Source organism: Acidovorax sp. FHTAMBA, assembly GCF_038958875.1.
Taxonomy (GTDB): Bacteria; Pseudomonadota; Gammaproteobacteria; order Burkholderiales; family Burkholderiaceae_C; genus Acidovorax.
Map to the genome: position 1 here is coordinate 848,800 of NZ_CP152407.1, position 25,450 is coordinate 874,249.

The following is a 25,450-nucleotide window of genomic DNA, read 5'->3' on the forward strand; positions in this document are numbered from 1 at the left end:
TCTGTTTTGGCCTGCGAGCGGTGTTGCCCAGCGTGGGGCTGACGCTACCATCGCACCACGAACTGAATAACAAGGAGCAATGAGTGAGCGACAAGAAATACCGCCTGGTAACCCGCAGCGATTTTGACGGCCTGGTCTGTGCCGTGCTGCTCAATGAGTTGGAACTCATCGACGAGATCACCTTCGTGCATCCGAAAGACATGCAGGATGGCAAGGTCGCCATTACCAGCCGCGATATCACCACCAACCTGCCCTATGTGCCCGGCGCGCACATGGTGTTCGACCACCACGAGTCCGAAACCATCCGCAACTCGGGCCGGCGCGACGAGAACCACATCATCGAGGCGCACGCTCCCTCGGCCGCACGCGTGGTCTACAACTATTACGGCGGCAAGGCCGCGTTTCCCCGCATTACCGAGGAAATGATGGCCGCCGTGGACCAGGCCGACTCGGCCCAGTATTCGCGCGACGACATCTTGAACCCCCAGGGCTGGGTGCTGCTGAACTACCTCATGGACTCGCGCACGGGCCTGGGGCGGTTTCGGGAGTTCCGCATCAGCAACTACGCGCTGATGATGGACCTGATCCAGTACTGCCGTGACCACACGATTGACGAGATCCTGGCCCTGCCGGATGTGCAGGAGCGCGTGCAGCTCTACCGCGAGCACGCCCCCAAGGCCCAGGCCCAGCTGCAAAGCTGCGCCATCCGCATCGGCAACCTGGTGGTGCTGGACCTGCGCGACGAGGAAACCATCTGGGCCACCAACCGGTTCATGATCTATGCGCTGTTCCCCCAGTGCAACATCTCCATCCATGTGATGTGGGGCCTGCAGAAGCAGAACACCGTGTTTGCCACCGGCAAGTCCATCCTTGACCGCAGCAGCAACACCCATGTGGGCAACCTGATGCTGGAGTTTGGCGGCGGCGGCCACGCTGCGGCGGGCACCTGCCAGGTGGCCAACGACAAGGCCGACGCCATGCTCAAGACGCTGATCGAGCGCATCACCAACGACGGCTGATCCCGGCGCCCCCGGCTGGGTGGCGGGCAGCCGCCCACGCGGGCCCTTGAAAACCGGGCGCATGCCCCTACATCACGCCTGCTGGCCCGGCAGGCGTGATTTTTTGTGCCGGGCCCTGTTCTTCCGTATCGACCGAATCCACAGAGAGAAACCCTCCATGAGCAAGCAAACCCTGTCGTTCCAGGCCGAAGTGGCCCAGCTGCTGCACCTGGTCACCCATTCGCTGTATTCCAACCAGGAAATCTTCCTGCGCGAGCTGATCTCCAACGCGTCGGACGCCTGCGACAAGCTTCGTTTTGAGGCGCTGGACAAGCCCGCCCTGTACGAAGACGCCCCCAACCTCGAAGTGCGCGTGACCTTCGACAAGGCAGCCAAGACGCTCACCATCACCGACAACGGCATCGGCATGAGCCAGCAAGAGGCGATTGACCACCTGGGCACCATTGCCAAGAGCGGCACCAAGGACTTCATGGGCCGACTCTCAGGCGACCAGAAGGCGGACGCCCAGCTCATCGGCCAGTTTGGCGTGGGCTTTTATTCGGGCTTCATCGTGGCCGACAAGATCACCGTGGAATCGCGCCGTGCAGGCCTTGCGGCCGAAGAAGGCGTGCGCTGGATCAGCGGCGGTACGGGGGATTTCGAGGTGGAAACCATCACCCGCGCCGCACGCGGCACCAGCATCATCCTGCACCTGCGCGAAGAGGCTGAGGAGTATCTCAACGCCTGGAAGCTCAAGCAGGTCATCGCCAAGTATTCCGACCACATCAGCCTGCCCATCCTGATGGAAAAGGAAGAGTGGAAAGATGGCGAGCTCATCAACCCCAGCGACGAAAACGGTGGCCGCCAGCCCGGCGGCATGGTCAAGACCGGCGAGTGGGAAACCATCAACAAGGCCAGCGCCCTGTGGACGCGCCCCAAGAAGGACATCACCGAAGAACAGTACGCTGAGTTCTACAAGACCATCAGCCACGACCACGAGGCCCCGCTCACCTGGGCGCACAACCGCGTCGAGGGCAACACCGAGTACACGCAGCTCTTGTACATCCCCGCCAAGGCGCCGTTCGATTTGTGGAACCGCGACAAGAAGGCAGGCGTGAAGCTGTACGTGAAGCGTGTGTTCATCATGGACGACGCCGAGGCGCTGATGCCCACCTACCTGCGCTTTGTGAAGGGCGTGATCGACTCGGCCGACCTGCCGCTGAACGTGAGCCGCGAGCTGCTGCAGGAAAGCCGCGACGTGCGCGCCATCCGCGAAGGCAGCACCAAGCGCGTGCTCTCCATGCTGGAAGACCTGGCCAAGCACGACAAGCATGACACCGCGGCCAATGCCGATGGCGTGACCGATGTGGTCGATGCCGACGACAAGGCCAAGGAAGGCAAGTACACCGCGTTCTACAGCGAGTTTGGCGCTGTGCTGAAGGAAGGCCTGGGCGAAGACTTTGGCAACCGCGAGCGCCTGGCCAAGCTGCTGCGCTTTGCCTCCACCACCAGCGACGCTGTGACGGTGGGCTTTGCCGACTACAAGGCGCGCATGAAGGAAGGCCAGGAGGCGATTTACTACATCACTGCCGACACCCTGGCTGCTGCCAAGAACAGTCCACAGCTCGAAGTCTTCAAGAAGAAGGGCATCGAGGTCCTGCTGATGACCGACCGCGTGGACGAGTGGGCGCTGAACTACCTGCACGAGTTTGACGGCACCCCGCTGCAAAGCGTGGCCAAGGGCGCCGTGGACCTGGGCAAGCTGCAGGACGAGGCCGAGAAGAAGGCTGCTGAAGAGGCTGCCGAGGCGTTCAAGCCCGTGCTCGCCAAGCTGAAAGAAGCCCTCAAGGACAAGGCCGAAGACGTGCGCGTGACCACCCGCCTCGTCGATTCACCCGCCTGCCTGGTGGTGCAGGACGACGGCATGAGCACCCAGCTGGCGCGCATGCTCAAGCAGGCTGGCCAGCAGGCGCCCGAGACCAAACCCGTGCTGGAAGTGAATGCCGAGCACGCGCTGGTCAAGAAGCTCGACGGCAGCGTGCACTTCCACGATCTGGCCCACATCCTGTTCGACCAGGCGCTGCTGGCCGAAGGCGGCTTGCCGGAAGACCCGGCGGCCTACGTCAAGCGCGTGAACGCCCTGTTGGCCTGATCCATCGGCTCCAAGGGATATATTTGGGGCTAAATTGGCCTCCAGCGCTTACCCAGTAAGCGCTGGCAGCTATCAAAATAGAAAACCCCGGCTGCTGTGGCAGACCGGGGTTTTTGCATGTTGATGTGGGGCCCGCCGCAGCGGTGCGGCGTCACTCCTCGGGCTCGGCCTGCTCCAGGATGCGGGAGTGCGCGCGGTTGCGCTCCTGCGGGTTGGCGGCGATCAGCTCCCGCAGCGCCCCTTGCGGGATGCGCAGCCCCTTGCGCCGGTCGTTCTTGACTGGCAGATTGCGCCAGCCCGAAAGAACCAGCCAGTCCCACAGCTCGCGGGAGATGGGCTGATCGACGGACATTTTGACTTCGCCGCGGATGATGGTGCTGCCGACCTGCGGGAGCGGGCCTACCGGCGCAGGTTTGCGCTGCTGGCGGATGGAAAACAGGTTTCGAAGCAGATCCTTCATGGGCAGGCCAACTCGCTGGGGAATGAACGAACCTGCAGCATAGCCCAGGCGCGCAGCAAGCCCAAGCCGCTGTGGCCAGGGCGGGGCGCGCTCACGCCGCCTCAGGCCATAAGGGGCTCCTCCGCCATCGCCTCGATCTGCTCGATCAGCATGTCCACCTGCCCTCGCCAGTAGTCGCTGCTGCCAAACCACGGGAAGTTGGCGGGGAAGATCGGGTCTTGCCAGCGGCGCGCGAGCCAGGCGCTGTAGTGGATCAGGCGCAGCGTGCGCAGCGGCTCGATGAGCGCCAGCTCGCGGCGGTCAAAGTTGCGGAACTGCTCGTACCCGTCGATCAAGGCGCCGAGCTGGTGGGTGCGCTGGCGCCGATCTCCCGAGAGCAGCATCCACAGATCCTGCACGGCCGGGCCCATGCGCGCGTCGTCCAGGTCCACAAAATGCGGGCCGCCGCGGCCCCATTCATCCAGCGGGGTCCAGAGAATGTTGCCGGGGTGGCAGTCGCCGTGCAGGCGGATCAGGGCTGCATCTTTCAAGCCAAATTGGCCTGTAATGCTTGATGGATAAGCACTGGCAGCTATCATTTCAAGAGCTTTGTCGCATTGCGCCTTCCAGGTCGCCTGCATGTCGAGCGGTATGATCTCGTTCATCAGCAGCCAGTCGCGCGATGCCGTGCCAAAGGAGGCCAGGTCCAGCGTGGGCCGGTGGTCAAACGGCTGGGCCGCGCCCACGGTGTGAATGCGGGCCAGAAAGCGGCCGATCCATTCGAGCACCTCGAAGTCGTCGAGCTCGGGCTGGCGCCCGCCGCGCCAGGGGCTGACGGAAAACGCAAAGCCATCGTGCTGGTGCAGGGTGGCGCCGCTCAGCACCAGCGGGCCCACGGCGGGCACTTCGGCGGCCATCAGTTCGGCGGCAAAGGCGTGCTCTTCGAGGATCTGCGCGTCACTCCAACGGCCGGGGCGGTAGAACTTGGCCACCACGCGCTCACCGTCTTCCAGTGTGACCTGGTACACCCGGTTTTCGTAGGATGACAGGGCCATGAGGCGGCCGTCGCCGTACAGGCCCACGCTGGCCAGCGCGTCCAGCACCACGTCGGGGGTGAGCTTGGAGAAGGGGTGCAGTGGCGAGGCGTCGGGAATAGAGTGCATTCACTCATTCTCGCCGGTCCGTTGCGCTCCAGCCGTGCCATACTTTTAACAGCTGGTTACAAGTTCAGTTTCAATACAAGGGGCGCGCATGGCGTTGAGCATCAAAACCAAGATATGGCTGCCGGCCATTGCCGTGAGCATGGGGCTGGTACTCATGTCAGTGGGCTCGGCGGTGCGCACGGTGCAGTCGCAGGCGATCACGGTCAAAGAGCAGTCCGACCAGCAGAGCAAGCTGGAGCTGGCGTCGCGCTGGCGCGGCTTGGCCGAGGCGCAGGCCTTGCGCACCCTGGGCGCGGCGCTGGCGGCCGATGAGGCTTCGGCCGCCCTGCTGCAGGGCGGGCAGGAGCAGGACCAGCAGGAGCTGGCGCAGGTGCAATCGGCGCTGGGCACGCTGCTCACCACGCCGACGGAGCGCGCTGCGCTGGTCGCCGCCACGCAGCAGGCGCAGGCGCTGAAGGCATCGCTGGACGCGGCGCAACAGCTCAAGGCCGGGGGCGATGCGGCCGCGCTGCAGGCACACATCCGGGGCGACACCCAGGGCAAGCTCAAGGCGTTTCAGAGCGCGCAGCAGGACATGGTGCGCCTGACCGAACGCGGCGCCACCGAGTTGCGCGACAAGGCGGGTACCGAGCGGCTCAAAACCGTGTGGGGCGTGGCGGGCATCATGGCCATCATCATTTTGGCAGTGTGTATCGGCACAAGGCTGGTGCAGCGCGGTGTGACCGAACCCCTGGCCGACATTGTTCAGGTGGCGCGTTCCATTGGCGCGGGCGACCTGACGGTGCGCATCGGCACCGACCGCCAGGATGAAATGGGCGAGGTGCTGCGCGCGCTGGCGCAGATGTCGCAATCCCTGGCGGAACTGGTGGGACAGGTGCAGCGCTCTGCGGGCAGCATCGGTACGGCCAGCGTCGAGATTGCCCATGGCAACCACGACCTTTCCAGCCGCACGGAGGCCACCGCCGCCCATCTGCAGCGCGCATCGTCTACGCTGGACCACCTCAGCGGCGCGGTGGGGCAGTCGGCCGCTTCGGCCCGCGAGGCCAATGCGCTGGCGGCTTCGGCCTTCACGTTGTCGCAAAGCGGCGGCCAGTCGGTCAGCGAGGTGGTGCACACCATGCACCGCATCGACAGCTCATCCAAGAAAATCGTGGACATCATTGCCGTCATTGACGGCATTGCGTTCCAGACCAACATCCTGGCGCTGAACGCCGCCGTGGAAGCGGCCCGCGCCGGTGAGCAGGGGCGTGGTTTTGCGGTGGTGGCCAGCGAGGTGCGCTCGCTGGCCGGGCGCTCGGCAGAGGCCGCGCGCGAGGTCAAGGCGCTGATTTCCGCCTCGGTCGAAAACGTGGAAGCCGGTACGGCCCTGGTGGACCGCGCGGGGCAGACCATGCAGGAGATCGTGCAATCGGTCCAGCGCGTCAGCGGCATCATCGAGGAGATCACCGCCAGCACCGCTGAACAAAGCGGCGACATGCAACTGGTGAACTCCGCCGTGGGCGAACTGGAGCAGATGACCCAGCAGAACGCGGCCCTGGTGGAGCAAAGCGCCGCAGCGGCCGGTGCCATGAGCGAGCAGGCGGCGGTGCTGGAACGCCTGGTGGGGCGCTTCAAGCTGGCCCATGCCGGGCCTGCCTCGCAGGCGCGGTTGACGGCCGGCTAAACCCGCCCCTCGGAACTGCGGCGCACCGGTGCACCGGCGCCCGGTGATCAGGGCCGCATGCTGGCGATATGCCCTGCACGTGGGTGGCCGCTGCCCGCCAGCACGCTGGCAAACAACGCCTGCGTGGCCTGGGGGCCTGCATGGTGCTGCACCACCAGCCAGGGCTGCGGCCCTGACGACACGGCGGCGCTGAACTGCTTCCTCGCTGCCACCAGGCGGTCGTTCAGGCCCTGGGCGCCCCAGTCGGCATGGCGCTTCTTGACCTGGGCGGGCGCAAAGAACATCACCGGGCGCGGGCCGGGCAGTTGGCCCGCGCCGCCCAGATCGCCCACATGGCTCGCCCCCACCGAGCAGCTATAGGCCAGGCCGGTGACATGGGCGTGTATGCGCTGGCGCAGGCCCACGCTGCCCGCGAAGTCGATATAGACGCTGGGCGTGGCGCCGTCGATGGTGTCCAGTGCGTCGTAGGTGACCACGCGGTGGTAGCAGCCCAGGCTTTCGCAAAACGCCACGTTGCCGGGCGAGGTGAGGCCGATGACCTCGATGCCCTCGCGCTGTGCGAGCTGGAACGCGGTGCCGTAGGCCGTCTTGCTCGACGCGCTGGACAGCAGCATGCGTTTTGCACCAAAGAACTGCTGGTCGGCCAGAAAGTCGTCAATGAGCCACGAGGTGATGAACAGCGGCCGCAGCAGGGCCTGCACATCCTCGTTGTCAGCGCGGTACAGCCCGTCGGTGCTGGTGCGCAGATAGTGGTTGTAGACCGCATGCAGGCCCGCGCGGTGGGCGGCGCCGTCGCTGAAGCCCGTCGGACTCACACGCGCTGGCGACAGCACGGCCTGGCTGGCCATCGGCCAGTAGCCATACAGGCGCTCACCCACGGCCACGGCCGGGTGCAGCGACTGCACCACAGTGCCGAAGCCCCACACGGGCACGATGCCCCAGCCGGCCTCGCCGGTGGGGAAGAACTGCCAGTAGTTCAGCATGTCGCCCAGCGCGGCATAGGTGATGTTGTTGGCTGTGAGGGCGAAGGACTCGACCCGCACGCGGACCTGGCCCTCGGCCAGCGGGGTGTCGTCGGTGGTCAACAGGCGGGTGGTGGCCAGCTGGTCCTGGCGCACGAGAAGGGTGGTGGTGCTCATGCCGCCACGCTAAACGAAACGGCCCGCTGGCTCAACACCAGCGGGCCGCTTTGGTGACAGGACTGGCGCCCTGCCGTGTTACTTACACCAGCGTGATGGTCACGTCGATGTTGCCGCGCGTGGCGTTGGAGTAGGGGCAGACCTGGTGGGCCGCGTCCACCAGCTTCTGGGCGGTCTCCTTGTCCAGGCCGGGCAGGCTGATGGCCAGGCGGGCAGCGATGCCGTAGGCGTTCGGGATGGGGCCCAGGTCCACTTCCGCGTCGATGGACACGTCTTGCGGCACGGGAATGCCGATCTTGCCGCCCACAGCCTTCATCGCGCCGATGAAGCAGGCGGCGTAGCCGGAGGCAAACAGCTGCTCGGGGTTGGTGCCGGTGCCGGCCGTGCCGGGCGAGGACAGCTTGACTTCCAGGCGGCCGTCATCGGTCTTGGCGGCGCCATCGCGGCCACCGGTCACGTGCGACTTGGCGGTGTACAGGACTTTTTCGAGCTTGGTCATGGTGTCTTCCTTGCGGTTGTTGCCCACTGGCGGGCGGTGGAGGGAATCGGTTCTTGCGTTGTCTGAAGGCCGTCAGCGTTGCTCGCTAAGCCGGTCTCGCAGTTGCTTGAGTTCGGTGGTCAGGGCCGTCAGCTCGGCAATCGAGCACTGGCTGCTTTGCAGCACGCACGGTGGAATGGCTTCGGCCTGGTTGCGCAGCGCGCGGCCTTGCGACGTGAGGGTGATGCGCACGCGGCGCTCGTCCTGCACATCGCGTAGCCGGGCAATGTGGCCCTGCGCCTCCAGGCGTTTGAGCAGCGGCGTGAGCGTGCCGGAGTCGAGAAACAGGCGCTCGCCCAGCTCGGACACGGTCACGCCGTCCTGTTCCCACAACACCAGCATCACGAGGTACTGCGGGTAGGTCAGGCCGATGTGGTCGAGCAGGGGCTTGTAGAGCTTGGTCATCGCCAGCGAGGCGGAATACAGCGCAAAGCAGACCTGGTTGTCCAGCCGCAGGATGGCGGGGCTGGGGGTGGAGGGGGTGCTGTGGCTGGGCATGGGGTGAATTGTGAGCGTGAATTCAATTGCGCGCAATTGAATTGTGAAAAACTTTGTTAATGGATGGGTTTGTGTCGGTGGGGGAGCGGCGCCGCGCCATCGGTGCTATTCGCGCGTCCCGCTGGCGCAGGCGGGGGCGCTGTGCCCCTTCACTCTCGGGAAATTGCTATCAATAGCAGAGCTGCTGGTGCATGATTCATATGCGCTAGCGGCCGATTGGGCTTTAAATTTGGCATGTAGTAGTTCGGGCGACGACGAACCACCAGGCCCTCAGCGCCCGCTGAACTGCGCGGGCCGGCGCTCGACAAATGCGCGCACGCCTTCGGCCGCATCCTCGCTGTTGGCCAGTTGCTTCTGCACCGGGATGAAGTCCGCCACCGCAGCCGCCTGGCCTTGCTCGATGGCCTTGAGCACATTCAGGCGCGTGGCCACCACCGCGCGCGGCGCCTGTGCGGCAATGCGCTGGGCAATCGCCAATGCCTCGTCCAGTTCCTGGCCAGCCGGCACCACTTTCTGCACAAAGTTCAGCCGGTACGCCTCGGCGCTGCCAAACTCGTCGGCCGTCAGCAGGTGCAGCAGCGCATTGCCCGTGCCGGCGCGCTCGGCCATGCGCAGCGTGGCGCCGCCCGTGGCCATGATGCCGCGCTGCACCTCCATCTGCGAGAAGCGGCAGTTGTCGGCCGCCACCACGATGTCCGCGCCCAGCATCAGCTCGATGCCCACCGTGAAGCAGATGCCCTTGACCGCCACCACCATGGGCTTGGTGCGGCGCCGGTAGCCGGGCAGGCCGTAGTCGTGCGGCTCAACCAGGCCTTCAGGGATGGCTTTCTCGCCGCGCTGCATGTAGGCGCTCACAGCGGGCAGGTCCAGTCCGGCCGTGAAGTGGTCACCCATGGCATGCAGCACACCGACGCGCAACTCGGGGTCATCGTCGAGGCGGGTGTAAGCCTCGGCCAGCTGGCGGAACATGGGGGGTGTCCAGCCGTTGCGCTTGGCCGGGCGGTTGATGCCTATCAGCAGTACGTGGCCGAGCACCAGGGTGTCTATGCAGCCCTCGGGCGGGGGCATGGTGCTGGATGGTGTGGTGGTGTTGGCTTCTGACATGGCCGGGTCTCCTTTTCGTTTCCACGATTGAAAACCCGGCGCGCCGACTGCGCCGTCCCCTGGGGGACAACGCATGTGCGCAGCGCTCCCATGCGGCCGCGGCTTCAAAAACCGGCGCGGCGCCTTACCAGTGCCCCCGCGCAAGGGCCGCCCCGCCGCGCTGGGGGCGTCCCCCTGCTAGGGGGAAGGCGCGAAGCGACTCAGGGGGTTAGTAGGTATACACGCCCTGCCCAGTCTTGCGGCCCAGGCGGCCCGCAGCCACCATTTCCTTGAGCAGCGGGCAGGGACGGTACTTGCTGTCGCCAAACTCGGTCAGGTACACGTCCATCACCGCCAGGCACACATCCAGGCCGATCATGTCCGCCAGTGCCAGCGGGCCGATGGGCTGGTTGCAGCCCAGTTTCATGCCGGCGTCGATGTCCTCGGGCGTGGCCAGGCCTTCGGCCAGCACGAAGAAGGCCTCGTTGATCATGGGCACCAGGATCCGGTTGACCACAAAGCCGGGCGCGTTCTTCACGGTGATGGGGCTCTTGCCCAGCGCCTCGGCCAGGGCCTTCACGGCGTCGTGCGTGGCATCGCTGGTCTGCAGGCCACGGATGATCTCCACCAGCGCCATCATGGGCACGGGGTTGAAGAAGTGCATGCCGATGAACTTGTCGGCGCGGCCGGTGGCGGCGGCCAGCTTGGTGATGGAGATGGACGAGGTGTTCGATGCGATCAGCACCTCGGGCGCCACGATGGCGTCCACCTGCTTCAGGATCTTGAGCTTGAGCTCGTAGTTTTCGGTGGCGGCCTCGATCACCAATTGCGCGGCTTTGAGGTCGTCGTAGCTGGTGGAGGTCTTGATGCGGCCCAGCGCGGCGGCCTTGTCGGCCTCGGTGATCTTTTCTTTCTTGATCAGGCGGTCCAGGCTGCCGGCCACGGTGGCCAGGCCTTTTTGCACTGCAGCATCCGAGATATCCACCATCACCACGTTGATGCCCGACACCGCACAGGCCTGTGCAATGCCGTTGCCCATGGTGCCTGCGCCGATGATGCCTACGGTCTGAATCGTCATATAGAGAGCTCTCTTCAAAGTGAAACGGATGGGCGGAATGGTAAGGCGAATCGCACGACCGTTCGGTTATCGTGGCCCGGCGCCGCTCTCACAACTCTCCTGGCGTCGTGCCGTGCCTGCAGTGCTACCCGTACTGCCTGCGGCGCGGCGCCTGGCCAGAACCGCCTTGCCGGGTTGTGTGAGCAGCGCTTCACACCACATAACCAACCCGCCACACAGCATGGCGGAGGAGACAAGACAGCATGTTCGATTACATCGTCATTGGCGGCGGTTCAGCGGGTTCTGTGCTGGCGGGCCGCCTGACCGAAGACCCCGCAGTGCGCGTCTGCCTGCTGGAGGCAGGGCCGGCAGACAAGAGTGTGCTCATCCACTGCCCCGCCGGGCTGGCGGTGATGGCCAAGTTCGAGCTCAACGGCTGGGGCCTGAACACCACGCCGCAGGCCGGACTGAACAACCGCCGGGGGTTTCAGCCACGGGGCAAGGTGCTGGGCGGCTCCAGCTCCATCAACGCCATGGTCTACATCCGGGGGCAGCATGCCGACTACGACCACTGGGCAGCCCAGGGCAACCCCGGCTGGGGCTGGGAGGACGTGAAACCCTACTTTCTGCGCGCGGAAAACAACGAGCGCGGCTCCGACGCCTGGCACGGTCAAGGCGGGCCGTTCAATGTGGCCGACTTGCGCGCCCCCCACCGGTTCAGCCAATACTTCACCGACGCGGGTGTGCAGGCCGGCCACCCGCACAACACCGACTTCAACGGCGCCACGCAGGAAGGCGTGGGCCTGTACCAGGTCACCCACAAGAATGGCGAGCGGCACAGCGCGGCCAAGGGCTACCTCACGCCGCACCTGGCGCGGCCCAATCTGCAGGTCGTCACCGGGGCGCACGCCACCCGCATCGTGTTCGAAGGCAAACGTGCCGTGGGCGTGGAATACCGCCAGGGCGGCTCGCTGCACCACCTGAAGGCCAGTCGCGAGGTGCTGCTGAGCGCGGGCGCGTTGATATCGCCCCAGTTGCTGATGCTGTCGGGCGTGGGGGCGGCGGCGCACTTGCAGCAGCACGGCATCCCCGTGCTGCACGATCTGCCCGGCGTAGGCCAGCACCTGCACGACCACCCCGATGTGGTGCAGGTGCTGGACGCCCCCGATCTGAAGGACCTCTTCGGCCTGTCGCTGTCGGGCATGGCGAAGACGCTGAGCGGCATCCTGGAGTGGCGCAAGCACCGCACAGGCATGCTGACCACCAACTTTGCCGAAGCGGGCGGCTTCATCAAGAGCGACCCGTCCGAGCCCGCGCCCGACCTGCAGCTGCACTTTGTGATCGGCAAGCTGGTGGATCACGGCCGCAAGACGGTGTTCGGCCACGGCTACTCGGCCCATGTGTGCCTGCTGCAGCCCAGGAGCCGCGGCGCCGTCTCGTTGGCAGGCCGTGACCCCATGAAATTGCCGTTGGTGGACCCCAACTTTTTTGGCGACGCCGATGACATGCAGCGCATGGTGCGCGGCTTCAAGCGCACGCGCGAGATCCTGGCGCAACCGGCGCTCGCAAAGTTCGGTGCCAAGGAGCTGGCAGCATCGGCCAGTGCGCGCACCGATGCGGAGATTGAGCAGTTCATCCGCCAGTACGCCGACACCATCTACCACCCCGTGGGTACCTGCCGCATGGGGCCTGGGCCGCTGGATGTGGTGGATGCCGAACTGCGTGTGCATGGCCTTTCGGGCCTGCGTGTGGTGGACGCGTCCATCATGCCGCGCATCGTGAGCGGCAACACCAATGCGCCCACGGTGATGATTGCGGAAAAAGCGGTGGACCTGCTGCGCGCCGCGCCGTGAACAATTTCACGTTTGGCGCCCGGAGCGCGATTTTTAAGGTTTTCAAAGGGTCTGCTTAAGGAGTTTTTAACAGGCAAAAGCGCGGCGAATTTCTAGACTTCTTGGCATGGAAACGGGTGCATGGTGCACCCGGCCCGGCGCCAGAAAAAAGGCGCTGAAAGAGCCCACCGGGGCCATGAAAGAACGTGATGAAGATTGATGCCCGCGAAATTGCCGCACTGACCCAAGCCCAGCCCGCAGCCCCCCGCATGGACATGTACGCCAGCATCCACAAGGCGCTGCGCGCCTTCATGGCCGACACGCTGCTGGGCCTGGGCCGCATGGATGTGGACGACGACCTGGAGTTTGCCCACACCTGCGACCGCGTGATGCAGCTGCTGGACCTGTGCCGCGCCCACCTGCACCACGAGAACCAGTTTGTGCACGCCGCCATGGAGGCGCGCCTGCCCGGCTCCAGCCAGAGCATTGCCGGTGAACATGTGGAGCACGAACAGGCCATTACGGCCCTGGCCGACGGGGTGAACCACCTGATGGCCTGTGCCAAGCCCGCACGCCCCGCCGCCACCCTGGCCCTGTACCGCCAGCTGGCGCTGTTTGTGGCGCACAACTTCGAGCACATGCACGAGGAAGAGACTGCGCACAACCGCGTGCTGTGGCAGTGCTACACCGACGCTGAACTGGCGGGCGTGCACGACGCGCTGGTGGCCTCGATCCCCCCGCACGAAATGATGGTGGTGGCCCGCTGGATGGTGCCCTACATGTCACCGGCCGAGCGCACGGCCATGCTGTCGGACATGCAGCAACATGCGCCCGCCCCTGTGCTCGCCGCAGTGCTGGTACAGGTGCAGCCGCACCTCACGCAGCCCGAATGGACCAAGCTGATGCGCAGCCTGGCCCTGCCGGTGGTGCCAGGTCTGGCGCACTGAGAGAACTCAGGCTTCCTCCAGCACCACCGGGCGCAGCACGCACAGCCGAAAGCGCCCGCGCCCCGTTTTTTCGATGTGGATGTGCGGGCAGTTCTCCTGCAGGCGGCGCTGCAGCAATAGCAGGCGGGCCTCCAGGTTGTCGGCCACATCGGGCAGGCGCAGGGCGGGGTCCAGCCGCAGTTCGCGGTTGGTGAAGTCCACGCGCCCGGTGTGCTGGTGGTCGCGCAGCAGCTTCCAGACAATGGCGCCCGCCACGCCCTTGATCAGGTAGTCGTCGTTGATGAACACGCTGTCGTTGGCCGCAAAGTGGCGCACCCGCAGCGCGCTGCCGCTCACCGGCGGTGCCGCTATTGGAGTAGGCAGCGGCTCGGGCGTATCGGGCGCGGCCTGCAGCAGGTCGATGGCGGCGGCCAGCTGGCCCGCAATGCCCACCAGCAGGTCTTCATCCTCGAAGCCAAAGCGCATGTCCTCGGGGCTCTCGGCAAACAGCACACCCAGTAGGCGCCCGGCCGACAGCAGCGGCACCGCCACCTGGCTGTGCGGCTCGGGCAGGCCGGGGTAGGGGATGTCCAGGCCGCGCAACGGGGGCGCATCGGGTGTGGCATGCGCGTCCATGCTTTCGCGGATGGCATGGCTGTACAGGGCGGCGTGCGTCATGTGGCTGATGCGCACCGGCGTGCGCTCGCGCGCAGCCATGCCGATCACTCCCTGACCCAGCCGGATTTCTGAACCCACGCCCGACGTGGCATAGCCGCAGCTGGCCACCGTGTAGAGCTGCTGGGCGCTGGCGTCCAGCATCAGCACCATGGCGTGCTGGATGCCCAGCTTGTCCTGCAGGCCCTGCAGTGCGCATTGCAGCAATTCGTCCAGCCCCGAGCAGCGCGCGATGCTCTCGCTGCACAGGCGCAGCGTGTGCAGCAACCCGGAACGCGGCGCCGGTGCCGGCAGGCCTTCGCCCGCCACCGATTCGATGCGCTCCACCGCGTAGATGTCGGCCCCTTTGAGTTCAAACACCTCGGCCATGCCCGCATGCGACGCAATGCCCGCCAGCTGCGCGCGCATGCTTTCGAACACCGGCCCGCTGTCTTCGGTGCGTTCGTACAGCAGGTGCAGGCGGTAGAAATGGGCGGTGACTGGGTCCAGCACCAGCACCGACGCGCGCGGGTTGCGCACGATGTTCTGGCGGGTCTTGTTGAAGAACTGGAACGACAGTGCCACATGCACCGCATCCACATAGACCACCTGCGAGATGTAGGCCACGTTGGGTGTGCCGTCAGGGTCGCAGGTCGCCATAATGGCGGGAATCGCCCCTTCCAGGCAGGGGCGGATGCTGTGCAGGGACGGCGCTGCGGTGCTCATGGCAGCGGTACGGGTGGCGTGGGCGGCGTACACAACTGCGCGCCTGCGCGCGGGCCTGGGGTCTGGTCGAACGCGCTGGTGGGGGTGAAGGTCACTGCGACCACATCCTGCAGCGGCGCCGCCAGCATGGCGCCCACATACTGCGGGCCGTAGCCGACCTGGCCCACCTCCTGCACCATGGACTGCAGGTAGGCCTGCAACACCGGCAAGTCGCCGTCATGGGCTGGGCGCTGTGTGGCCCGGTGTGCCTTGAGCTGCAGCGTCTGGTGGGTGGATGGCACGCTGAACACCACGGCAATCTCGCCGGTGTGCGCAATGTCTTGCAGCAACTGCTCGGACTGGCTGCGCCGCAGGTACACCGTGACCTCCTGCCCATCGCCGCTGATGTGGCTGCCCACGGCGCGCATGATGCTCGGCCGCAGGGCCGCGTCGCGTGACGCCACGATGGCCGAAACGCCCTTGGCCACCATGGCGATATGGCTGGGGCCGAGCAGCGCGGTCATGCCTTGAAGCGCTTGCGGGTCAGCGCCAGCGCCACCCAGAAGGCCACCACGGTGGTCACCACCAGCACCAGGCCATGGCGCCAGGGGTGGGCGGGCCACTGGTCCATGAACAGCGGGCGGACCAGCTCCACGGCATTGGTCAGCGGCAGCCAGTCGGAGATGGCGCGCACGATGGGGGGCAACTGCTCGCGCGGGAAGAACACACCCGACAGAAACATCATGGGCGTGAGCACCAGTGTGAAGTAGTACGTGAAGAAGTCATACCCCTTGGCCAGCGCATTGAAGATGAGTGCAATGCTGGAGAACATCACCCCCACAAACAGCAGCACCGGCCAGGCCACCAGCAGCTTGGGGCTGTGGCTGATTGAGAGGGCCAGCATGACGCCCAGGATGGCGGTGACGGTGAACAGCGCCTTGAACGCCGCCCACAGCATTTCGGCCAGCACCACGTCGTCCAGGCTCACGGGCGCGTTCATGATGCCGTCCCAGGTCTTTTGCACATGCATGCGCGAGAAGGCCGAGTACAGCGCCTCGAAGCTGGCCGCGTTCATGGCGCTCATGCAGATCGAGCCACTGGCCAGGAACAGGATGTAGGGCACCTTGGTGTCGCCCGCTGCGCCACCCACATTCACCTGCCCTACCAGGGCCCCCATGCCGTAGCCAAAGGCCACCAGCCACATCAGCGGCTCGGCAATGTTGCCCACCAGGCTGGGGATGGCCAGCTTGCGCCACACCAGCAGGTTGCGCATGAACACGGGCCACCAGCGCACGGACAGGCTGGGCGGGCGCCATACCGACGGCGGGGGCGGGGCCCCGGTGGTGGCCACGGTGGACGGGGAAGAAGTTTGCATCCGCTGATTGTGCGATGTTGACGGGCGCACGCACAGCCCCCAACTAGCGGTTGCCCAGCCAGCTGGGCACGGCCATTGCTTGGCCCAAGCCATGTCCACCCATGTCCTGAACCTGCCTGCCGGTGCCAGCGCCCTCTGGCAAAACCGCCTCGGGCTGCTGCTGGAGTCCACGGGCGAGGGGGTGTTCGGCATCGACCTGGCTGGCAACTGCGTGTTCATCAACCGCGCGGGCGCACAGATGCTGGGCTTTGCGGCCGATGAGGTGATGGGGCGCAACATGCACGCGCTCACCCACCACAGTCACCCCGACGGCAGCCCCTATGCCGACAGCGACTGCCCCATCTTCAACGCGTTCCGCCAGGGCCTGCCCTGCCGGGTGGACACCGAGGTGTTCTGGCGCCGCGACGGCACTGCGTTTGCCGTGGAGTATTCGAGCCACCCCATTCTGGAAGGCGATCAGGTGCAGGGAGCCGTGATCGCCTTTGTAGACATCACCAGCCGCAAGCGTGCCGCCGATGAGCTGCAGCGCGCGCACGATGAGCTGGCCCGCGCCAATGACGAGCTGGAGCGCCGCGTGGCCACCCGCACGCACGAGCTGTCGCAGGCGCTGGCGCAGCTGCGCGAGCTGTCGGCCTACTCGGAGCAGGTGCGCGAGGACGAACGCACCCGCATCGCCCGCGAGGTGCACGACGAGCTGGGCAGCCTGCTGGTGGCGCTGAAGATGGATGTCAACTGGCTGCACAAGCGCCTGGGCGAGCAGGGCGAGCGCACGCCCGAGGCCGCGGGCGACATGCGCACCCAGATGCGCTGCAAATGCCAGAACATGAGCCGCATGATCGAAAACGCCGTGGACAACGTGGGCCGCATCATCACCGACCTGCGCCCCAGCATCCTGGACCACCAGGGCCTGTGGGCGGCGCTGGAGTGGCAGGCACAGGAGTTCGTGCAGTCGGCCGAGCTGGAGCTGGCGTGGCAGATGGAGGTGCCTGCCACCCTGCACTTGCCCGAGCCTGCAGCCATCGCTGTGTTCCGCATCTTCCAGGAGATGCTGAGCAATGTGGGCCGCCACGCGCAGGCCAGCGCCATCGACATTGCGATTGACGTGCAGGACGATGTGCTGCAACTGCGTGTGCACGACAACGGTGTGGGCGCCACCCGCCAGGCGCTGGAGGCGCCCACCGCCTATGGGGTGATGGGCATGCGCGAGCGGGCGCGGCAGCTGGGTGGCCGGTTGAGCATCACCAGCGAGCCGGGGCAGGGCTCGTGCCTGCAATTGCTGATTCCTCTGGAGCTGTCATGAATTCCGTGGTTCGGGTGTTGATCGGTGATGACCACCGCATCGTGCGGGAGGGGCTCAAGCAGGTGCTGGGCGACCCGGCCAATGGCGTGCCCGAGATCACTGTGGTCGCCGAGGCCACCCAGGGCAGCGAGGTGCTGGAGCTGGTCGGTACGCTGCAGGGGCCCACGGGAACACCGGGGCTGGACCTGGTGCTGCTGGACATCGCCATGCCGGGCATGGACGGGCTCGAAGTTCTGCAGGCGCTGCGCAAGGCCTGGCCCGCGCTGCCAGTGCTGATGCTCAGCACCTACCCTGAGCGGCAGTACGCGGTGCGCTGCATCCAGATGGGCGCGGCGGGCTATCTGCACAAAAGCGCCGATCCCGACGACATGGTGGCCGCCGTGCGCAAGGTGGCCGCTGGCGGGCGCTACCTGACGGAGGCGACCGCGCAAGCCCTGGCAGGTGCACTGGAACGCACCGGGGTGGTGCGCACCGCCCAGCAGGGCACGCCTGCGGGGGTGGACGCGCTCTCCTATCGGGAGCACCAGGTGTTCCGCCTGCTCACTGCCGGGCAGAGCGTGAGCGAAATTGGTGCGCAGCTCAAGCTCGCGCCCAACACGGTGAGCACCTACCGCGCCCGCATCCTTGAAAAGACCGGTGCGCGCAATGACGTGGAGCTGGCGTTGCTGGCGCGCGGCACGCCTGCAGAATGATGGAGCGGCTCGCCCACCTGATTTTGTAGTGCTGCCCCTACACGCTGTAGACGCTGCACCCACGAATTCATGACAGCGGGTCGATGAGGGCTCCAACTGGCCCGCGCTTTGCGTAGTGCCTGGCATCAACTTCTCTGAGGTGTGCCATGTCCGAATTTTTCTCGCCCTACGATGCCGACCGCCCCTTGATGCTGAAATGCAGCTGCGGCCGCGACCACACCGCTGCAGACCACCACGCCGAGGTGGCTGCGGACGCTGCCGCCGCCAGGCTGCGCGAGCGCAGCGAGACCCGCGAATTCGAGGCCTACAGCAACGAATTCATCGAGGCCACGCTGGTCAAGGCGCTGTTTCCGCAAGATGAAGTGCGCCGCCGCTTCCTGCGCGCCGTGGGCAAGGGTACGGCAATGGCCGCCATCGGCAGCGTGCTTCCCGTGGCCAGCCTGCAGGCCATGGCGCAGGAGAAACAGGGCGCGCTGGAGAAGACCAACCTCAAGATCGGCTTCATCCCGATCACCTGCGCCACGCCGCTGATCATGGCGCACCCGCTGGGCTTCTATCAAAAGCAGGGCCTGAATGTCGAAGTCACCAAGACGGCGGGCTGGGCGCTGATCCGCGACAAGATGATGAACAAGGAGTACGACGCCACGCACTTCCTGTCGCCCATGCCGCTGGCCATCTCGATGGGCGTGGGCTCCAACGCCATGCCCATGAAGGTGGCCACCATCCAGAACACCAACGGGCAGGCCATCACCCTGGCCAACAAACACAAGGACAAGCGCGATCCCAAGCAGTGGAAGGGCTTCAAGTTTGCGGTGCCGTTCGAGTTCAGCATGCACAACTTTCTGCTGCGCTACTACGTGGCTGAGCATGGCCTGAACCCCGACACCGACATCCAGATCCGCGTGGTGCCGCCGCCAGAAATGGTGGCCAACCTGCGTGCCGGCAACATCGACGGCTACCTGGGCCCGGACCCGTTCAACCAGCGCGCGGTGTACGAAGAGATCGGCTTCCTTCACATCCTGACCAAGGAGCTGTGGGACGGCCACCCCTGCTGCGCGTTCGGCACCAGCGCCGAGTTCATCCAGCAAAACCCCAACACCTTTGCCGCGCTGTACCGCGCCGTGCTCACGTCGGCCGCCATGGCGCGCAAGCCCGAAAACCGCGAGCTGATCGCCAAGGTGATTGCGCCCGCGCAATACCTCAACCAGCCCGAGACCGTTCTCACGCAGGTGCTCACCGGCCGGTTTGCCGATGGCCTGGGCAAGATCCAGTCGGTGCCCGACCGTGCGGACTTCGACCCCATGCCCTGGCAGAGCATGGCGGTGTGGATGCTCACGCAGATGCAGCGCTGGGGTTACGTCAAGGGCGATGTGAACTACCAGCAGATCGCCGAGCAGGTGTTTTTGCTCACCGACGCCAAGAAGCACATGAAGGCGCTGGACCAGAAGGTGCCCGAGGGCGCGTACCCCAAGTTCAAGATCATGGGGCGCGAGTTCGATGCTGCGAAGGCCAGCGAATACGCCAAGAGCTTCCCCATCCGCAAGCCGGCATGACATGACTCCTGCCAAAAATCTCAACCTGCGTGCGGGCCTGCTGTCCGTGCTCATCTTCCTGACGCTGCTGGGCATCTGGTACATCGCCACGGCGCCGTCGGGCGCTGCGGGCGGAAGCACGGCCGGCATGACGGCCGAGCAGATCGAGTACGCCAAGATGATGGGCAAGGACCCGGGCGCGCCCAAGAGCGGCGGCTTTCCCACGCTGGGTGCCATGGGTACCACGGTGTGGAGCCATCTGTCCAACCCGTTCTACGACAACGGCCCCAACGACAAGGGCATTGCCATCCAGCTGGCGCATTCGCTGGGCCGCGTGGCACTGGGCTTTGGCCTGGCCTGCCTGGTGGCCATACCGCTGGGGTTTGTCATCGGCATGTCGCCGCTGCTGCGCCGCGCGTTCGACCCGTTCATCCAGGTGCTCAAGCCCATCAGCCCGCTGGCGTGGATGCCGCTGGCGCTGTACACCATCAAGGACTCATCCATCTCGGGCATCTTCGTGATCTTCATCTGCTCGGTGTGGCCCATGCTGGTGAACACGGCGTTTGGCGTGGCGTCGGTCAAGCGCGAGTGGCTCAACGTGTCGGCCACGCTGCAGGTCAACCCGCTGCGCAAGGCCTTTCTGGTGATCCTGCCTGCGGCGGCGCCCACCATCCTCACGGGCATGCGCATCAGCATGGGCATCGCCTGGCTGGTGATCGTGGCGGCCGAGATGCTGGTGGGCGGCACCGGCATTGGCTACTTCGTGTGGAACGAGTGGAACAACCTCTCGCTGACCAATGTGATCTTTGCCATCGTGGTCATTGGCCTGGTGGGCATGCTGCTGGACCTGGCCTTTGGCCAATTGCAGAAGGTGGTGACCTATGTGGAGTGACGTGACCCAGCGTCCAGCTGCTGCAGCCCCCCTCGCCTCTGACCTCCCGCAACGAAAGGCCCCCGCTGTGACCCAAGGCTTCCTCCAGATCGACCGGCTGAGCAAAGCCTTCGCACCCACCAAGCCGGTGTTTGCCGACGTGTCGTTCACGCTCGACAAGGGCGAGTTCGTCTGCATCATCGGCCACTCGGGCTGCGGCAAGACCACCATCCTGAATGTGCTGGCGGGGCTCGACACCGCCACCTCGGGCACCGTCATCATGGACGGGCGCGAAGTGGCCGGCCCCAGTCTGGACCGGGGCGTGGTGTTCCAGAGCCACGCGCTCATGCCCTGGCTCACGGTGCGCCAGAACATCGCGTTCGCCGTGAAGTCGCGCTGGCCTGACTGGAAGAAGAGCCAGGTGGATGCGCATGTGGAGAAGTTCGTGGCGCTGGTGGGCCTGAGCCCTGCCATCGACAAGAAGCCCTCACAGCTCTCAGGCGGTATGAAGCAGCGCGTGGGCATTGCGCGCGCGTTCTCCATCCAGCCCAAGATGCTGCTGCTGGATGAACCTTTTGGCGCACTCGATGCGCTCACGCGCGGCACCATCCAGGACGAGCTGATGGCCATCGTGCGCCAGACGCAGCAGACGGTGTTCATGATCACGCACGACGTGGACGAAGCCATCTTGCTGGCCGACCGCATCCTGCTCATGAGCAACGGCAACGAGACGCCCGAGGGCTACCGCCCCGGCGGCATCGCCGAGGTGGTGGTGAACCCGCTGCCACGCGAACGCACGCGCACCAGCCTGCACCACCTGGACGGCTACTACGCGTTGCGCAACCACATCGTGGACTTCCTGGTCACAAGGGCGAAAGCGTGAACACCCCCTGAGTCGCTTCGCGCCTTCCCCCTCAAGGGGGACGCCGCCCGTGCGGCGGGGCGGCCCTTGCACGGCGGCCCTGGCCTGGATCGCGCCGGTTTCAACCCCTGTAGGCAAAGCGCAACCGAATCGCGCCCATTTTTAACCCCTCTTTATCAAGGAGCCATCACCATGAACCGCAACGACGTTACCGAAAAGATCATCAGCACCAAGGTCGCCAAGGGCCTGCAATGGGAGGCCATTGCCAAAAAGGTTGGCCAGTCCAAGGAATGGACCACTGCGTTGTGCCTGGGCCAGATGACGGCCACGCCCGACCAGGCCAAGATCGTGGGCAAGATCTTTGGCCTTACGTCAGAGGAGCAAAAGTGGCTGCAAGTGGTGCCGTACAAGGGCTCGCTGCCCACGCCCGTGCCCACCGATCCACTGATCTACCGCTGGTACGAGGTGGTGAGCGTGTACGGCACCACCATCAAGGAGCTGATCCATGAAGAGTTCGGCGACGGCATCATGAGCGCCATCGACTTCAGCATGGACATCCAGCGCGAAGCCAATCCCAACGGCGACCGGGTGAATGTGGTGCTGTCGGGCAAGTTCTTGCCCTACAAGCAGTACTGAAACCGGGCCCAGGCCGCATTCGTCACAGCACTTTGACGGCGCGCCCGATGAAAGGGTTCGGGGGTGATCGCGTGCGCACAACCGGCAGCCGCGCACCCTCAAACCTGCACACCGGATACCTGGCCTCGCGTCGCCGGCGTTGCAGGCGGCTACAGTGGCTTCGAAAACCCGTCGCCTGGCGCTGGCCCCGCTGGTCAGGTGGCTGAGTGCGCGTGGTTTACGCGGCCTTCCAGAAGATGTAGTCCGCCTGGTATTTCACGATCTGGCGCTCGCCCTTGTTGGCCGGGCTGCACGCCGACGCCGGTGCCACACCGCCTTGGAGTGCCACCCGCTGGATGTAGGTGACGCCGGCCATTGCGCCCGCACCCATGGCGGGGTTGGCCTTGACCAGCTGGTAGGGGAGGTTGCCCGTGCCCGCCGGTGCCACGGCAATCTGCGTTGCAGTCAGTCGGGAGCCATCATTCGATGCCCAGGTGGCCGGAGGACCAAAGTAGGTGCCCACCTTGTTGCCGCTGCGGTCGTTCAGCACGGCACTGGGGCCGACAAACACCCATTCCGTCTGGCCGGGGGCGTTGGCCTTGTCGCGGCATTCATAGGTGATCTCTCCGACCCCCACGGTTTCCATGGCCACGCGGTTCCCGGCAGGCACCTGGATGGCGGCGGGAAGGCTGGCCTGCGAGAACATGGTGCTTGCAGGTGGCGCCGTTGTGCTGCACGCTGCGAGCAGGGCGGCTGCCGCCAGGGCGCCTGCAACGGGGACAAGCCGGGAAGTCGTTGAGGGTGTATTGCGCATGGTGATTCCTGTGCTGGAGTTGGGGATGAATCAGCCACCACCGGGCGGCGGCTGCACCCGTAACTACGCACGACACCGTGGCCTGGATTCAGCGCACCGCATTTTTGTTTTGCGCCGGATGTGCCGCATTGGCGCCGTGCGCTGGAAGCGCACACAAGAAAATATGAATGAAATTGCCTTCTGGCGCTTATGCAGCATGCGCAAGTAGCTATCAAATAAGAAGCGAATGGTGGCTGGCAACACGGCACAGACTGTGGACTCACTCCCGGATCTGGCGTCCTGTCAGCTTGAGAAACAGGTCCTCCAGATTGGCCGGCCGGTGCAAGGTGCGCAGGTGGCCGTGCGGGGTCAAGGCCTGCAACAAGGGCTGGGCATTCTGGGTGTAGAAAAACACGGTCTCACCGCTCACCTCGGTGCGCGCGGCCAGCGCACTCAGCGCAGCATCGTGCGCCAGCGCCACGGCGCCCATGCCAAACACTTCCACCACGTCGGGCTCCAGGTGCTGGGCGATCAGCTCGCGCGGCTTGCCCTCGGCGATCTTGCGGCCATGGTCGAGTACCAGCAACCGCGAGCACAGGCGCTCGGCCTCGTCCATGAAGTGCGTGGTCAGCAAAATGGACTTGCCTTGCTGCAGCAGCAGCTGCAGCCGCTCCCACATCAGGTGGCGGGCCTGGGGGTCCAGGCCGGTGGTGGGTTCATCCAGCAGCAAGAGCCGCGGGTTGTTGATGAGGGCGCGGGCCAGCGACAGGCGCCGCTTCATGCCTCCGGAAAGCTCCCCGGGTTTGGCGTCGGCTTTGTGCGTGAGGGCAGCGAACTCCAGCAGCTGGGGCACCCGCTCGTTCATCACAGGGCCCTTGAGGCCGAAGTAGCGGCCGAAGACGTGCAGGTTTTCGGCGCAGGTGAAGTCCGGGTCCAGCGTGTCGAACTGCGTGACCACACCGAGCTGTGCCTTGATGGCCAGCGCATCGCGTGGCATGTGCAGCGGGGTGCCGCCAGCCTGGGGGTAAAAGTGCACCGCACCGCCATCGGGCGCCGCTTGGCCCAGGCACATGCGGATGGTGGTGGTCTTGCCAGCGCCGTTGGGGCCGATGACGCCCAGGCATTCGCCGGGAGCAATAGCGAAGGAGACATCGTCCACCACGGTGGTCCCGCCGTAGGTCTTGCGCAGGTTCAGGGCTTCGAAGAGTGCGGTCATGGCGATGGGGGTGGTGTGCCCTTGCAGGGCAGTATTCACAGTCAAAATGGGCTGTAGCGCTTACGGATAAAGCGCGAAAAGCTATCAAAATAATAGTCGATGCAGCCTCTGACCGGGGCTTACACCGCAGCCGCCGTCAGCCGCCCGCGCCCGGATGCCTTGGCTTCGTACAGCGCTGCATCGGCCCGCGCCATCAAGCTGGCCAGCGTGCCCTCGCCCGCCTGCAGGGTGGCCATGCCGGCGCTAAAGTCGAGCTCGAAGCCGAGTTCCGCCGCACTGGTTTTGCGCAGGCGCTCGCGCAGGCGGCGGTCGAATGCTTCGCCGGCGGGGGCGGCGTTGTGCAGCAGTACTCCAAATTCCTCGCCCCCCAGCCGTGCGATGAGGTCGCCACTGCGGTGGGTTTCCTGCAGCAGGCGCGCAAACAGCTGCAAGGCGCGGTCGCCCGCCTCGTGGCCCAGGGTGTCGTTGATCAGCTTGAAATGGTCCAGGTCCAGCATCAGGGCCGTCATGGGAAGGCGGTGGTGCCAGGCGTGCGAAATGAGGTTCTCGCCTTGGTGCGTGAAGCCGCGGCGGTTGAGCAGGCCGGTCAGCCCATCGGTCATGGCGAGGGTCCGCAGCTTCTGTTCGGCCTCGTAGCGCCAGGCCACCAGCACGGCCACCGTGCCGAGCACCAGGCTCACGTTGGTGACCACCGCGGCCGCCAGGTTGACAGGGTGGGGCGTGCGAAAGCTGGGGTACTGGTCTGTGAACGCGCCCAGCAGTCCGCGCGCCAGAGTAAAGACTGCCGAGCTCAGCAGGCACCCCATCAACAGGTGCCGCCAGCGGCTGTCCGCCAGGATGAGCGGCGCCTGCGTGGCACGGGCCACCACACACAGCGTGGCGGCCAGCAGCCCGTTGGCCCATCCCACGCGCCAGGCGTAGTGGTCAAACCCCAGCGTGTAGCCCAGCGGCGCGGCCACCACCAGCACCAGCAGCGTACGGCGCAGAGGACGCGGCCCCAGCCACTCTTCCAGCGCGCGGTACAGCGCCCACTGCGCTGCGGTCTGGCACGCAATGGCGAGGGTGGACAGCGTCTGGTCCCAGAAGGAGGAAGAAGCGATGATGGCGGCCCAGCCCACCGCCTGCAGCAGCAGGCTGGCCTGCACGTGACGGGCCGCGCGGCTCACGTCGCGGCCCATGATGAGCGGCAGGACGGCCGAGATCATGAACAGGTTCGCCGCCATGACGGTCATCAGCGTGACGAAATCCAGCTTCATGGGTAGGGTGGTCTCCTTGCGGCAGTGTGTGCCGTCGGCGCGATGCCAATGGGTCGGCCCCTTGGAACCCGGAAAATCCGCTCGGGCTGAG

25 protein-coding genes are annotated in these 25,450 nt (G+C 65.7%); 12 read left to right on the plus strand and 13 right to left on the minus strand.

From position 1 onward, the window contains the following. Positions 1-83 precede the first annotated feature (83 nt). Both AAFF19_RS03945 and htpG read left to right on the plus strand, forming a co-directional pair. A complete protein-coding gene (locus AAFF19_RS03945; RefSeq protein WP_008905274.1) occupies positions 84-1,019 on the plus strand; it encodes an exopolyphosphatase in 936 nt (311 codons plus the stop codon). A 157-nt stretch (positions 1,020-1,176) separates the two neighbouring features. Further along, positions 1,177-3,150 (plus strand): molecular chaperone HtpG, encoded by a 1,974-nt coding sequence (htpG, locus tag AAFF19_RS03950; RefSeq protein ID WP_342721347.1) that lies wholly within the window; start codon positions 1,177-1,179, stop codon positions 3,148-3,150. A gap of 151 nt (positions 3,151-3,301) precedes the next feature. On the opposite strand, the gene AAFF19_RS03955 is transcribed toward htpG, so the two are convergent. Continuing rightward, positions 3,302-3,610, minus strand: a complete 309-nt coding sequence (locus tag AAFF19_RS03955) for a hypothetical protein (RefSeq protein ID WP_034694436.1) — start codon at positions 3,608-3,610, stop codon at positions 3,302-3,304. A 101-nt stretch (positions 3,611-3,711) separates the two neighbouring features. Then, complete coding sequence (locus AAFF19_RS03960) at positions 3,712-4,752, minus strand: serine/threonine protein kinase (protein ID WP_342721348.1); 1,041 nt, start codon at positions 4,750-4,752, stop codon at positions 3,712-3,714. 88 nt (positions 4,753-4,840) lie between these two features. On the opposite strand from AAFF19_RS03960, the gene AAFF19_RS03965 reads away from it, so the two are divergent. Next, a complete protein-coding gene (locus AAFF19_RS03965) occupies positions 4,841-6,415 on the plus strand; it encodes a methyl-accepting chemotaxis protein (protein WP_008905278.1) in 1,575 nt (524 codons plus the stop codon). A gap of 47 nt (positions 6,416-6,462) precedes the next feature. Here the strand turns inward: AAFF19_RS03965 and AAFF19_RS03970 are convergent, their stop codons facing one another. The 5 genes from AAFF19_RS03970 to AAFF19_RS03990 form a co-directional block, all read right to left on the minus strand. Further along, positions 6,463-7,554, minus strand: a complete 1,092-nt coding sequence (locus AAFF19_RS03970) for a DUF2855 family protein (RefSeq protein ID WP_182119715.1) — start codon at positions 7,552-7,554, stop codon at positions 6,463-6,465. 82 nt (positions 7,555-7,636) lie between these two features. Beyond that, on the minus strand, positions 7,637-8,053 hold the full coding sequence (locus AAFF19_RS03975; RefSeq protein WP_121423023.1) for an organic hydroperoxide resistance protein: 417 nt from the start codon (positions 8,051-8,053) through the stop codon (positions 7,637-7,639). Between the two features lie 72 nt (positions 8,054-8,125). Next, the gene (locus AAFF19_RS03980; RefSeq protein WP_182119716.1) at positions 8,126-8,590 is read right to left on the minus strand and encodes a MarR family transcriptional regulator; all 465 of its coding nucleotides are present in this window, start codon (positions 8,588-8,590) and stop codon (positions 8,126-8,128) included. 270 nt (positions 8,591-8,860) lie between these two features. Next, complete coding sequence (locus tag AAFF19_RS03985) at positions 8,861-9,694, minus strand: crotonase/enoyl-CoA hydratase family protein (protein WP_182119717.1); 834 nt, start codon at positions 9,692-9,694, stop codon at positions 8,861-8,863. Between the two features lie 208 nt (positions 9,695-9,902). Next, on the minus strand, positions 9,903-10,751 hold the full coding sequence (locus AAFF19_RS03990) for a 3-hydroxybutyryl-CoA dehydrogenase (protein WP_182119718.1): 849 nt from the start codon (positions 10,749-10,751) through the stop codon (positions 9,903-9,905). Positions 10,752-10,993: 242 nt separating this feature from the next. On the opposite strand from AAFF19_RS03990, the gene AAFF19_RS03995 reads away from it, so the two are divergent. Further along, complete coding sequence (locus tag AAFF19_RS03995; RefSeq protein WP_182119719.1) at positions 10,994-12,583, plus strand: choline dehydrogenase; 1,590 nt, start codon at positions 10,994-10,996, stop codon at positions 12,581-12,583. A gap of 188 nt (positions 12,584-12,771) precedes the next feature. Next, the gene (locus AAFF19_RS04000) at positions 12,772-13,509 is read left to right on the plus strand and encodes a hypothetical protein (RefSeq protein ID WP_182119720.1); all 738 of its coding nucleotides are present in this window, start codon (positions 12,772-12,774) and stop codon (positions 13,507-13,509) included. A 6-nt stretch (positions 13,510-13,515) separates the two neighbouring features. Here AAFF19_RS04000 and AAFF19_RS04005 read toward each other — a convergent pair whose 3' ends face one another. The 3 genes from AAFF19_RS04005 to AAFF19_RS04015 are packed head-to-tail and all read right to left on the minus strand — an operon-like array spanning position 13,516 to position 16,222. After that, positions 13,516-14,868 (minus strand): GAF domain-containing protein, encoded by a 1,353-nt coding sequence (locus AAFF19_RS04005; protein WP_182119721.1) that lies wholly within the window; start codon positions 14,866-14,868, stop codon positions 13,516-13,518. Continuing rightward, positions 14,865-15,371 (minus strand): hypothetical protein, encoded by a 507-nt coding sequence (locus AAFF19_RS04010; protein WP_182119722.1) that lies wholly within the window; start codon positions 15,369-15,371, stop codon positions 14,865-14,867. Before AAFF19_RS04010 ends, AAFF19_RS04005 begins: the two co-directional genes overlap by 4 nt. Continuing rightward, complete coding sequence (locus tag AAFF19_RS04015) at positions 15,368-16,222, minus strand: ABC transporter permease (RefSeq protein WP_342721349.1); 855 nt, start codon at positions 16,220-16,222, stop codon at positions 15,368-15,370. Before AAFF19_RS04015 ends, AAFF19_RS04010 begins: the two co-directional genes overlap by 4 nt. A gap of 91 nt (positions 16,223-16,313) precedes the next feature. Between AAFF19_RS04015 and AAFF19_RS04020 the strand changes: the two genes are divergently transcribed. The 6 genes from AAFF19_RS04020 (at position 16,314) to cynS (ending at position 22,115) form a co-directional block, all read left to right on the plus strand. Further along, the gene (locus tag AAFF19_RS04020) at positions 16,314-17,522 is read left to right on the plus strand and encodes a PAS domain-containing sensor histidine kinase (RefSeq protein ID WP_342721350.1); all 1,209 of its coding nucleotides are present in this window, start codon (positions 16,314-16,316) and stop codon (positions 17,520-17,522) included. Beyond that, a complete protein-coding gene (locus AAFF19_RS04025) occupies positions 17,519-18,214 on the plus strand; it encodes a response regulator transcription factor (protein ID WP_182119724.1) in 696 nt (231 codons plus the stop codon). The genes AAFF19_RS04020 and AAFF19_RS04025 overlap by 4 nt, the downstream gene beginning before the upstream one ends. 146 nt (positions 18,215-18,360) lie before the next feature. Next, on the plus strand, positions 18,361-19,767 hold the full coding sequence (locus tag AAFF19_RS04030; protein WP_182119725.1) for a CmpA/NrtA family ABC transporter substrate-binding protein: 1,407 nt from the start codon (positions 18,361-18,363) through the stop codon (positions 19,765-19,767). A 1-nt stretch (position 19,768) separates the two neighbouring features. Beyond that, the gene (ntrB, locus tag AAFF19_RS04035) at positions 19,769-20,638 is read left to right on the plus strand and encodes a nitrate ABC transporter permease (protein ID WP_182119726.1); all 870 of its coding nucleotides are present in this window, start codon (positions 19,769-19,771) and stop codon (positions 20,636-20,638) included. Next, positions 20,628-21,500, plus strand: a complete 873-nt coding sequence (locus tag AAFF19_RS04040; protein ID WP_182119727.1) for an ABC transporter ATP-binding protein — start codon at positions 20,628-20,630, stop codon at positions 21,498-21,500. Before ntrB ends, AAFF19_RS04040 begins: the two co-directional genes overlap by 11 nt. A 171-nt stretch (positions 21,501-21,671) precedes the next feature. Beyond that, positions 21,672-22,115 carry a cyanase gene (cynS, locus tag AAFF19_RS04045; protein WP_182119728.1) on the plus strand — a complete coding sequence of 148 codons (444 nt, stop codon included), beginning with the start codon at positions 21,672-21,674 and terminating at the stop codon, positions 22,113-22,115. Positions 22,116-22,332: 217 nt separating this feature from the next. On the opposite strand, the gene AAFF19_RS04050 is transcribed toward cynS, so the two are convergent. Next, the gene (locus tag AAFF19_RS04050) at positions 22,333-22,908 is read right to left on the minus strand and encodes a DUF3455 domain-containing protein (protein ID WP_182119729.1); all 576 of its coding nucleotides are present in this window, start codon (positions 22,906-22,908) and stop codon (positions 22,333-22,335) included. On the opposite strand from AAFF19_RS04050, the gene AAFF19_RS04055 reads away from it, so the two are divergent. After that, the gene (locus AAFF19_RS04055; protein ID WP_182119730.1) at positions 22,907-23,116 is read left to right on the plus strand and encodes a hypothetical protein; all 210 of its coding nucleotides are present in this window, start codon (positions 22,907-22,909) and stop codon (positions 23,114-23,116) included. The genes AAFF19_RS04050 and AAFF19_RS04055 overlap by 2 nt on opposite strands. Positions 23,117-23,167: 51 nt before the next feature. On the opposite strand, the gene AAFF19_RS04060 is transcribed toward AAFF19_RS04055, so the two are convergent. Continuing rightward, entirely contained in the window at positions 23,168-24,103 is a 936-nt protein-coding gene (locus tag AAFF19_RS04060) for an ATP-binding cassette domain-containing protein (RefSeq protein WP_182119731.1), read from the minus strand. Positions 24,104-24,222: 119 nt separating this feature from the next. Further along, positions 24,223-25,359 (minus strand): GGDEF domain-containing protein, encoded by a 1,137-nt coding sequence (locus tag AAFF19_RS04065; protein ID WP_182119732.1) that lies wholly within the window; start codon positions 25,357-25,359, stop codon positions 24,223-24,225. Positions 25,360-25,450: the final 91 nt, after the last annotated feature.

Coding starts and splice junctions, on each gene's coding strand:
- ntrB (WP_182119726.1), top strand. CDS start 19,769: ATGACTCCTGCCAAAAATCTCAACCTGCGTGCGGGCCTGCTGTCCGTG.
- AAFF19_RS04020 (WP_342721350.1), top strand. CDS start 16,314: ATGTCCACCCATGTCCTGAACCTGCCTGCCGGTGCCAGCGCCCTCTGG.
- AAFF19_RS04060 (WP_182119731.1), bottom strand. CDS start 24,103: ATGACCGCACTCTTCGAAGCCCTGAACCTGCGCAAGACCTACGGCGGG.
- AAFF19_RS03990 (WP_182119718.1), bottom strand. CDS start 10,751: ATGACGATTCAGACCGTAGGCATCATCGGCGCAGGCACCATGGGCAAC.
- cynS (WP_182119728.1), top strand. CDS start 21,672: ATGAACCGCAACGACGTTACCGAAAAGATCATCAGCACCAAGGTCGCC.
- AAFF19_RS03985 (WP_182119717.1), bottom strand. CDS start 9,694: ATGTCAGAAGCCAACACCACCACACCATCCAGCACCATGCCCCCGCCC.
- AAFF19_RS03995 (WP_182119719.1), top strand. CDS start 10,994: ATGTTCGATTACATCGTCATTGGCGGCGGTTCAGCGGGTTCTGTGCTG.
- AAFF19_RS04005 (WP_182119721.1), bottom strand. CDS start 14,868: ATGAGCACCGCAGCGCCGTCCCTGCACAGCATCCGCCCCTGCCTGGAA.
- AAFF19_RS03970 (WP_182119715.1), bottom strand. CDS start 7,554: ATGAGCACCACCACCCTTCTCGTGCGCCAGGACCAGCTGGCCACCACC.
- AAFF19_RS04040 (WP_182119727.1), top strand. CDS start 20,628: ATGTGGAGTGACGTGACCCAGCGTCCAGCTGCTGCAGCCCCCCTCGCC.
- AAFF19_RS04010 (WP_182119722.1), bottom strand. CDS start 15,371: ATGACCGCGCTGCTCGGCCCCAGCCATATCGCCATGGTGGCCAAGGGC.
- AAFF19_RS03975 (WP_121423023.1), bottom strand. CDS start 8,053: ATGACCAAGCTCGAAAAAGTCCTGTACACCGCCAAGTCGCACGTGACC.
- AAFF19_RS04025 (WP_182119724.1), top strand. CDS start 17,519: ATGAATTCCGTGGTTCGGGTGTTGATCGGTGATGACCACCGCATCGTG.
- AAFF19_RS03955 (WP_034694436.1), bottom strand. CDS start 3,610: ATGAAGGATCTGCTTCGAAACCTGTTTTCCATCCGCCAGCAGCGCAAA.
- AAFF19_RS03960 (WP_342721348.1), bottom strand. CDS start 4,752: ATGCACTCTATTCCCGACGCCTCGCCACTGCACCCCTTCTCCAAGCTC.
- AAFF19_RS04055 (WP_182119730.1), top strand. CDS start 22,907: ATGGTGATTCCTGTGCTGGAGTTGGGGATGAATCAGCCACCACCGGGC.
- AAFF19_RS04050 (WP_182119729.1), bottom strand. CDS start 22,908: ATGCGCAATACACCCTCAACGACTTCCCGGCTTGTCCCCGTTGCAGGC.
- AAFF19_RS04030 (WP_182119725.1), top strand. CDS start 18,361: ATGTCCGAATTTTTCTCGCCCTACGATGCCGACCGCCCCTTGATGCTG.
- AAFF19_RS03980 (WP_182119716.1), bottom strand. CDS start 8,590: ATGCCCAGCCACAGCACCCCCTCCACCCCCAGCCCCGCCATCCTGCGG.
- AAFF19_RS04015 (WP_342721349.1), bottom strand. CDS start 16,222: ATGCAAACTTCTTCCCCGTCCACCGTGGCCACCACCGGGGCCCCGCCC.
- AAFF19_RS04000 (WP_182119720.1), top strand. CDS start 12,772: ATGAAGATTGATGCCCGCGAAATTGCCGCACTGACCCAAGCCCAGCCC.
- htpG (WP_342721347.1), top strand. CDS start 1,177: ATGAGCAAGCAAACCCTGTCGTTCCAGGCCGAAGTGGCCCAGCTGCTG.
- AAFF19_RS03965 (WP_008905278.1), top strand. CDS start 4,841: ATGGCGTTGAGCATCAAAACCAAGATATGGCTGCCGGCCATTGCCGTG.
- AAFF19_RS04065 (WP_182119732.1), bottom strand. CDS start 25,359: ATGAAGCTGGATTTCGTCACGCTGATGACCGTCATGGCGGCGAACCTG.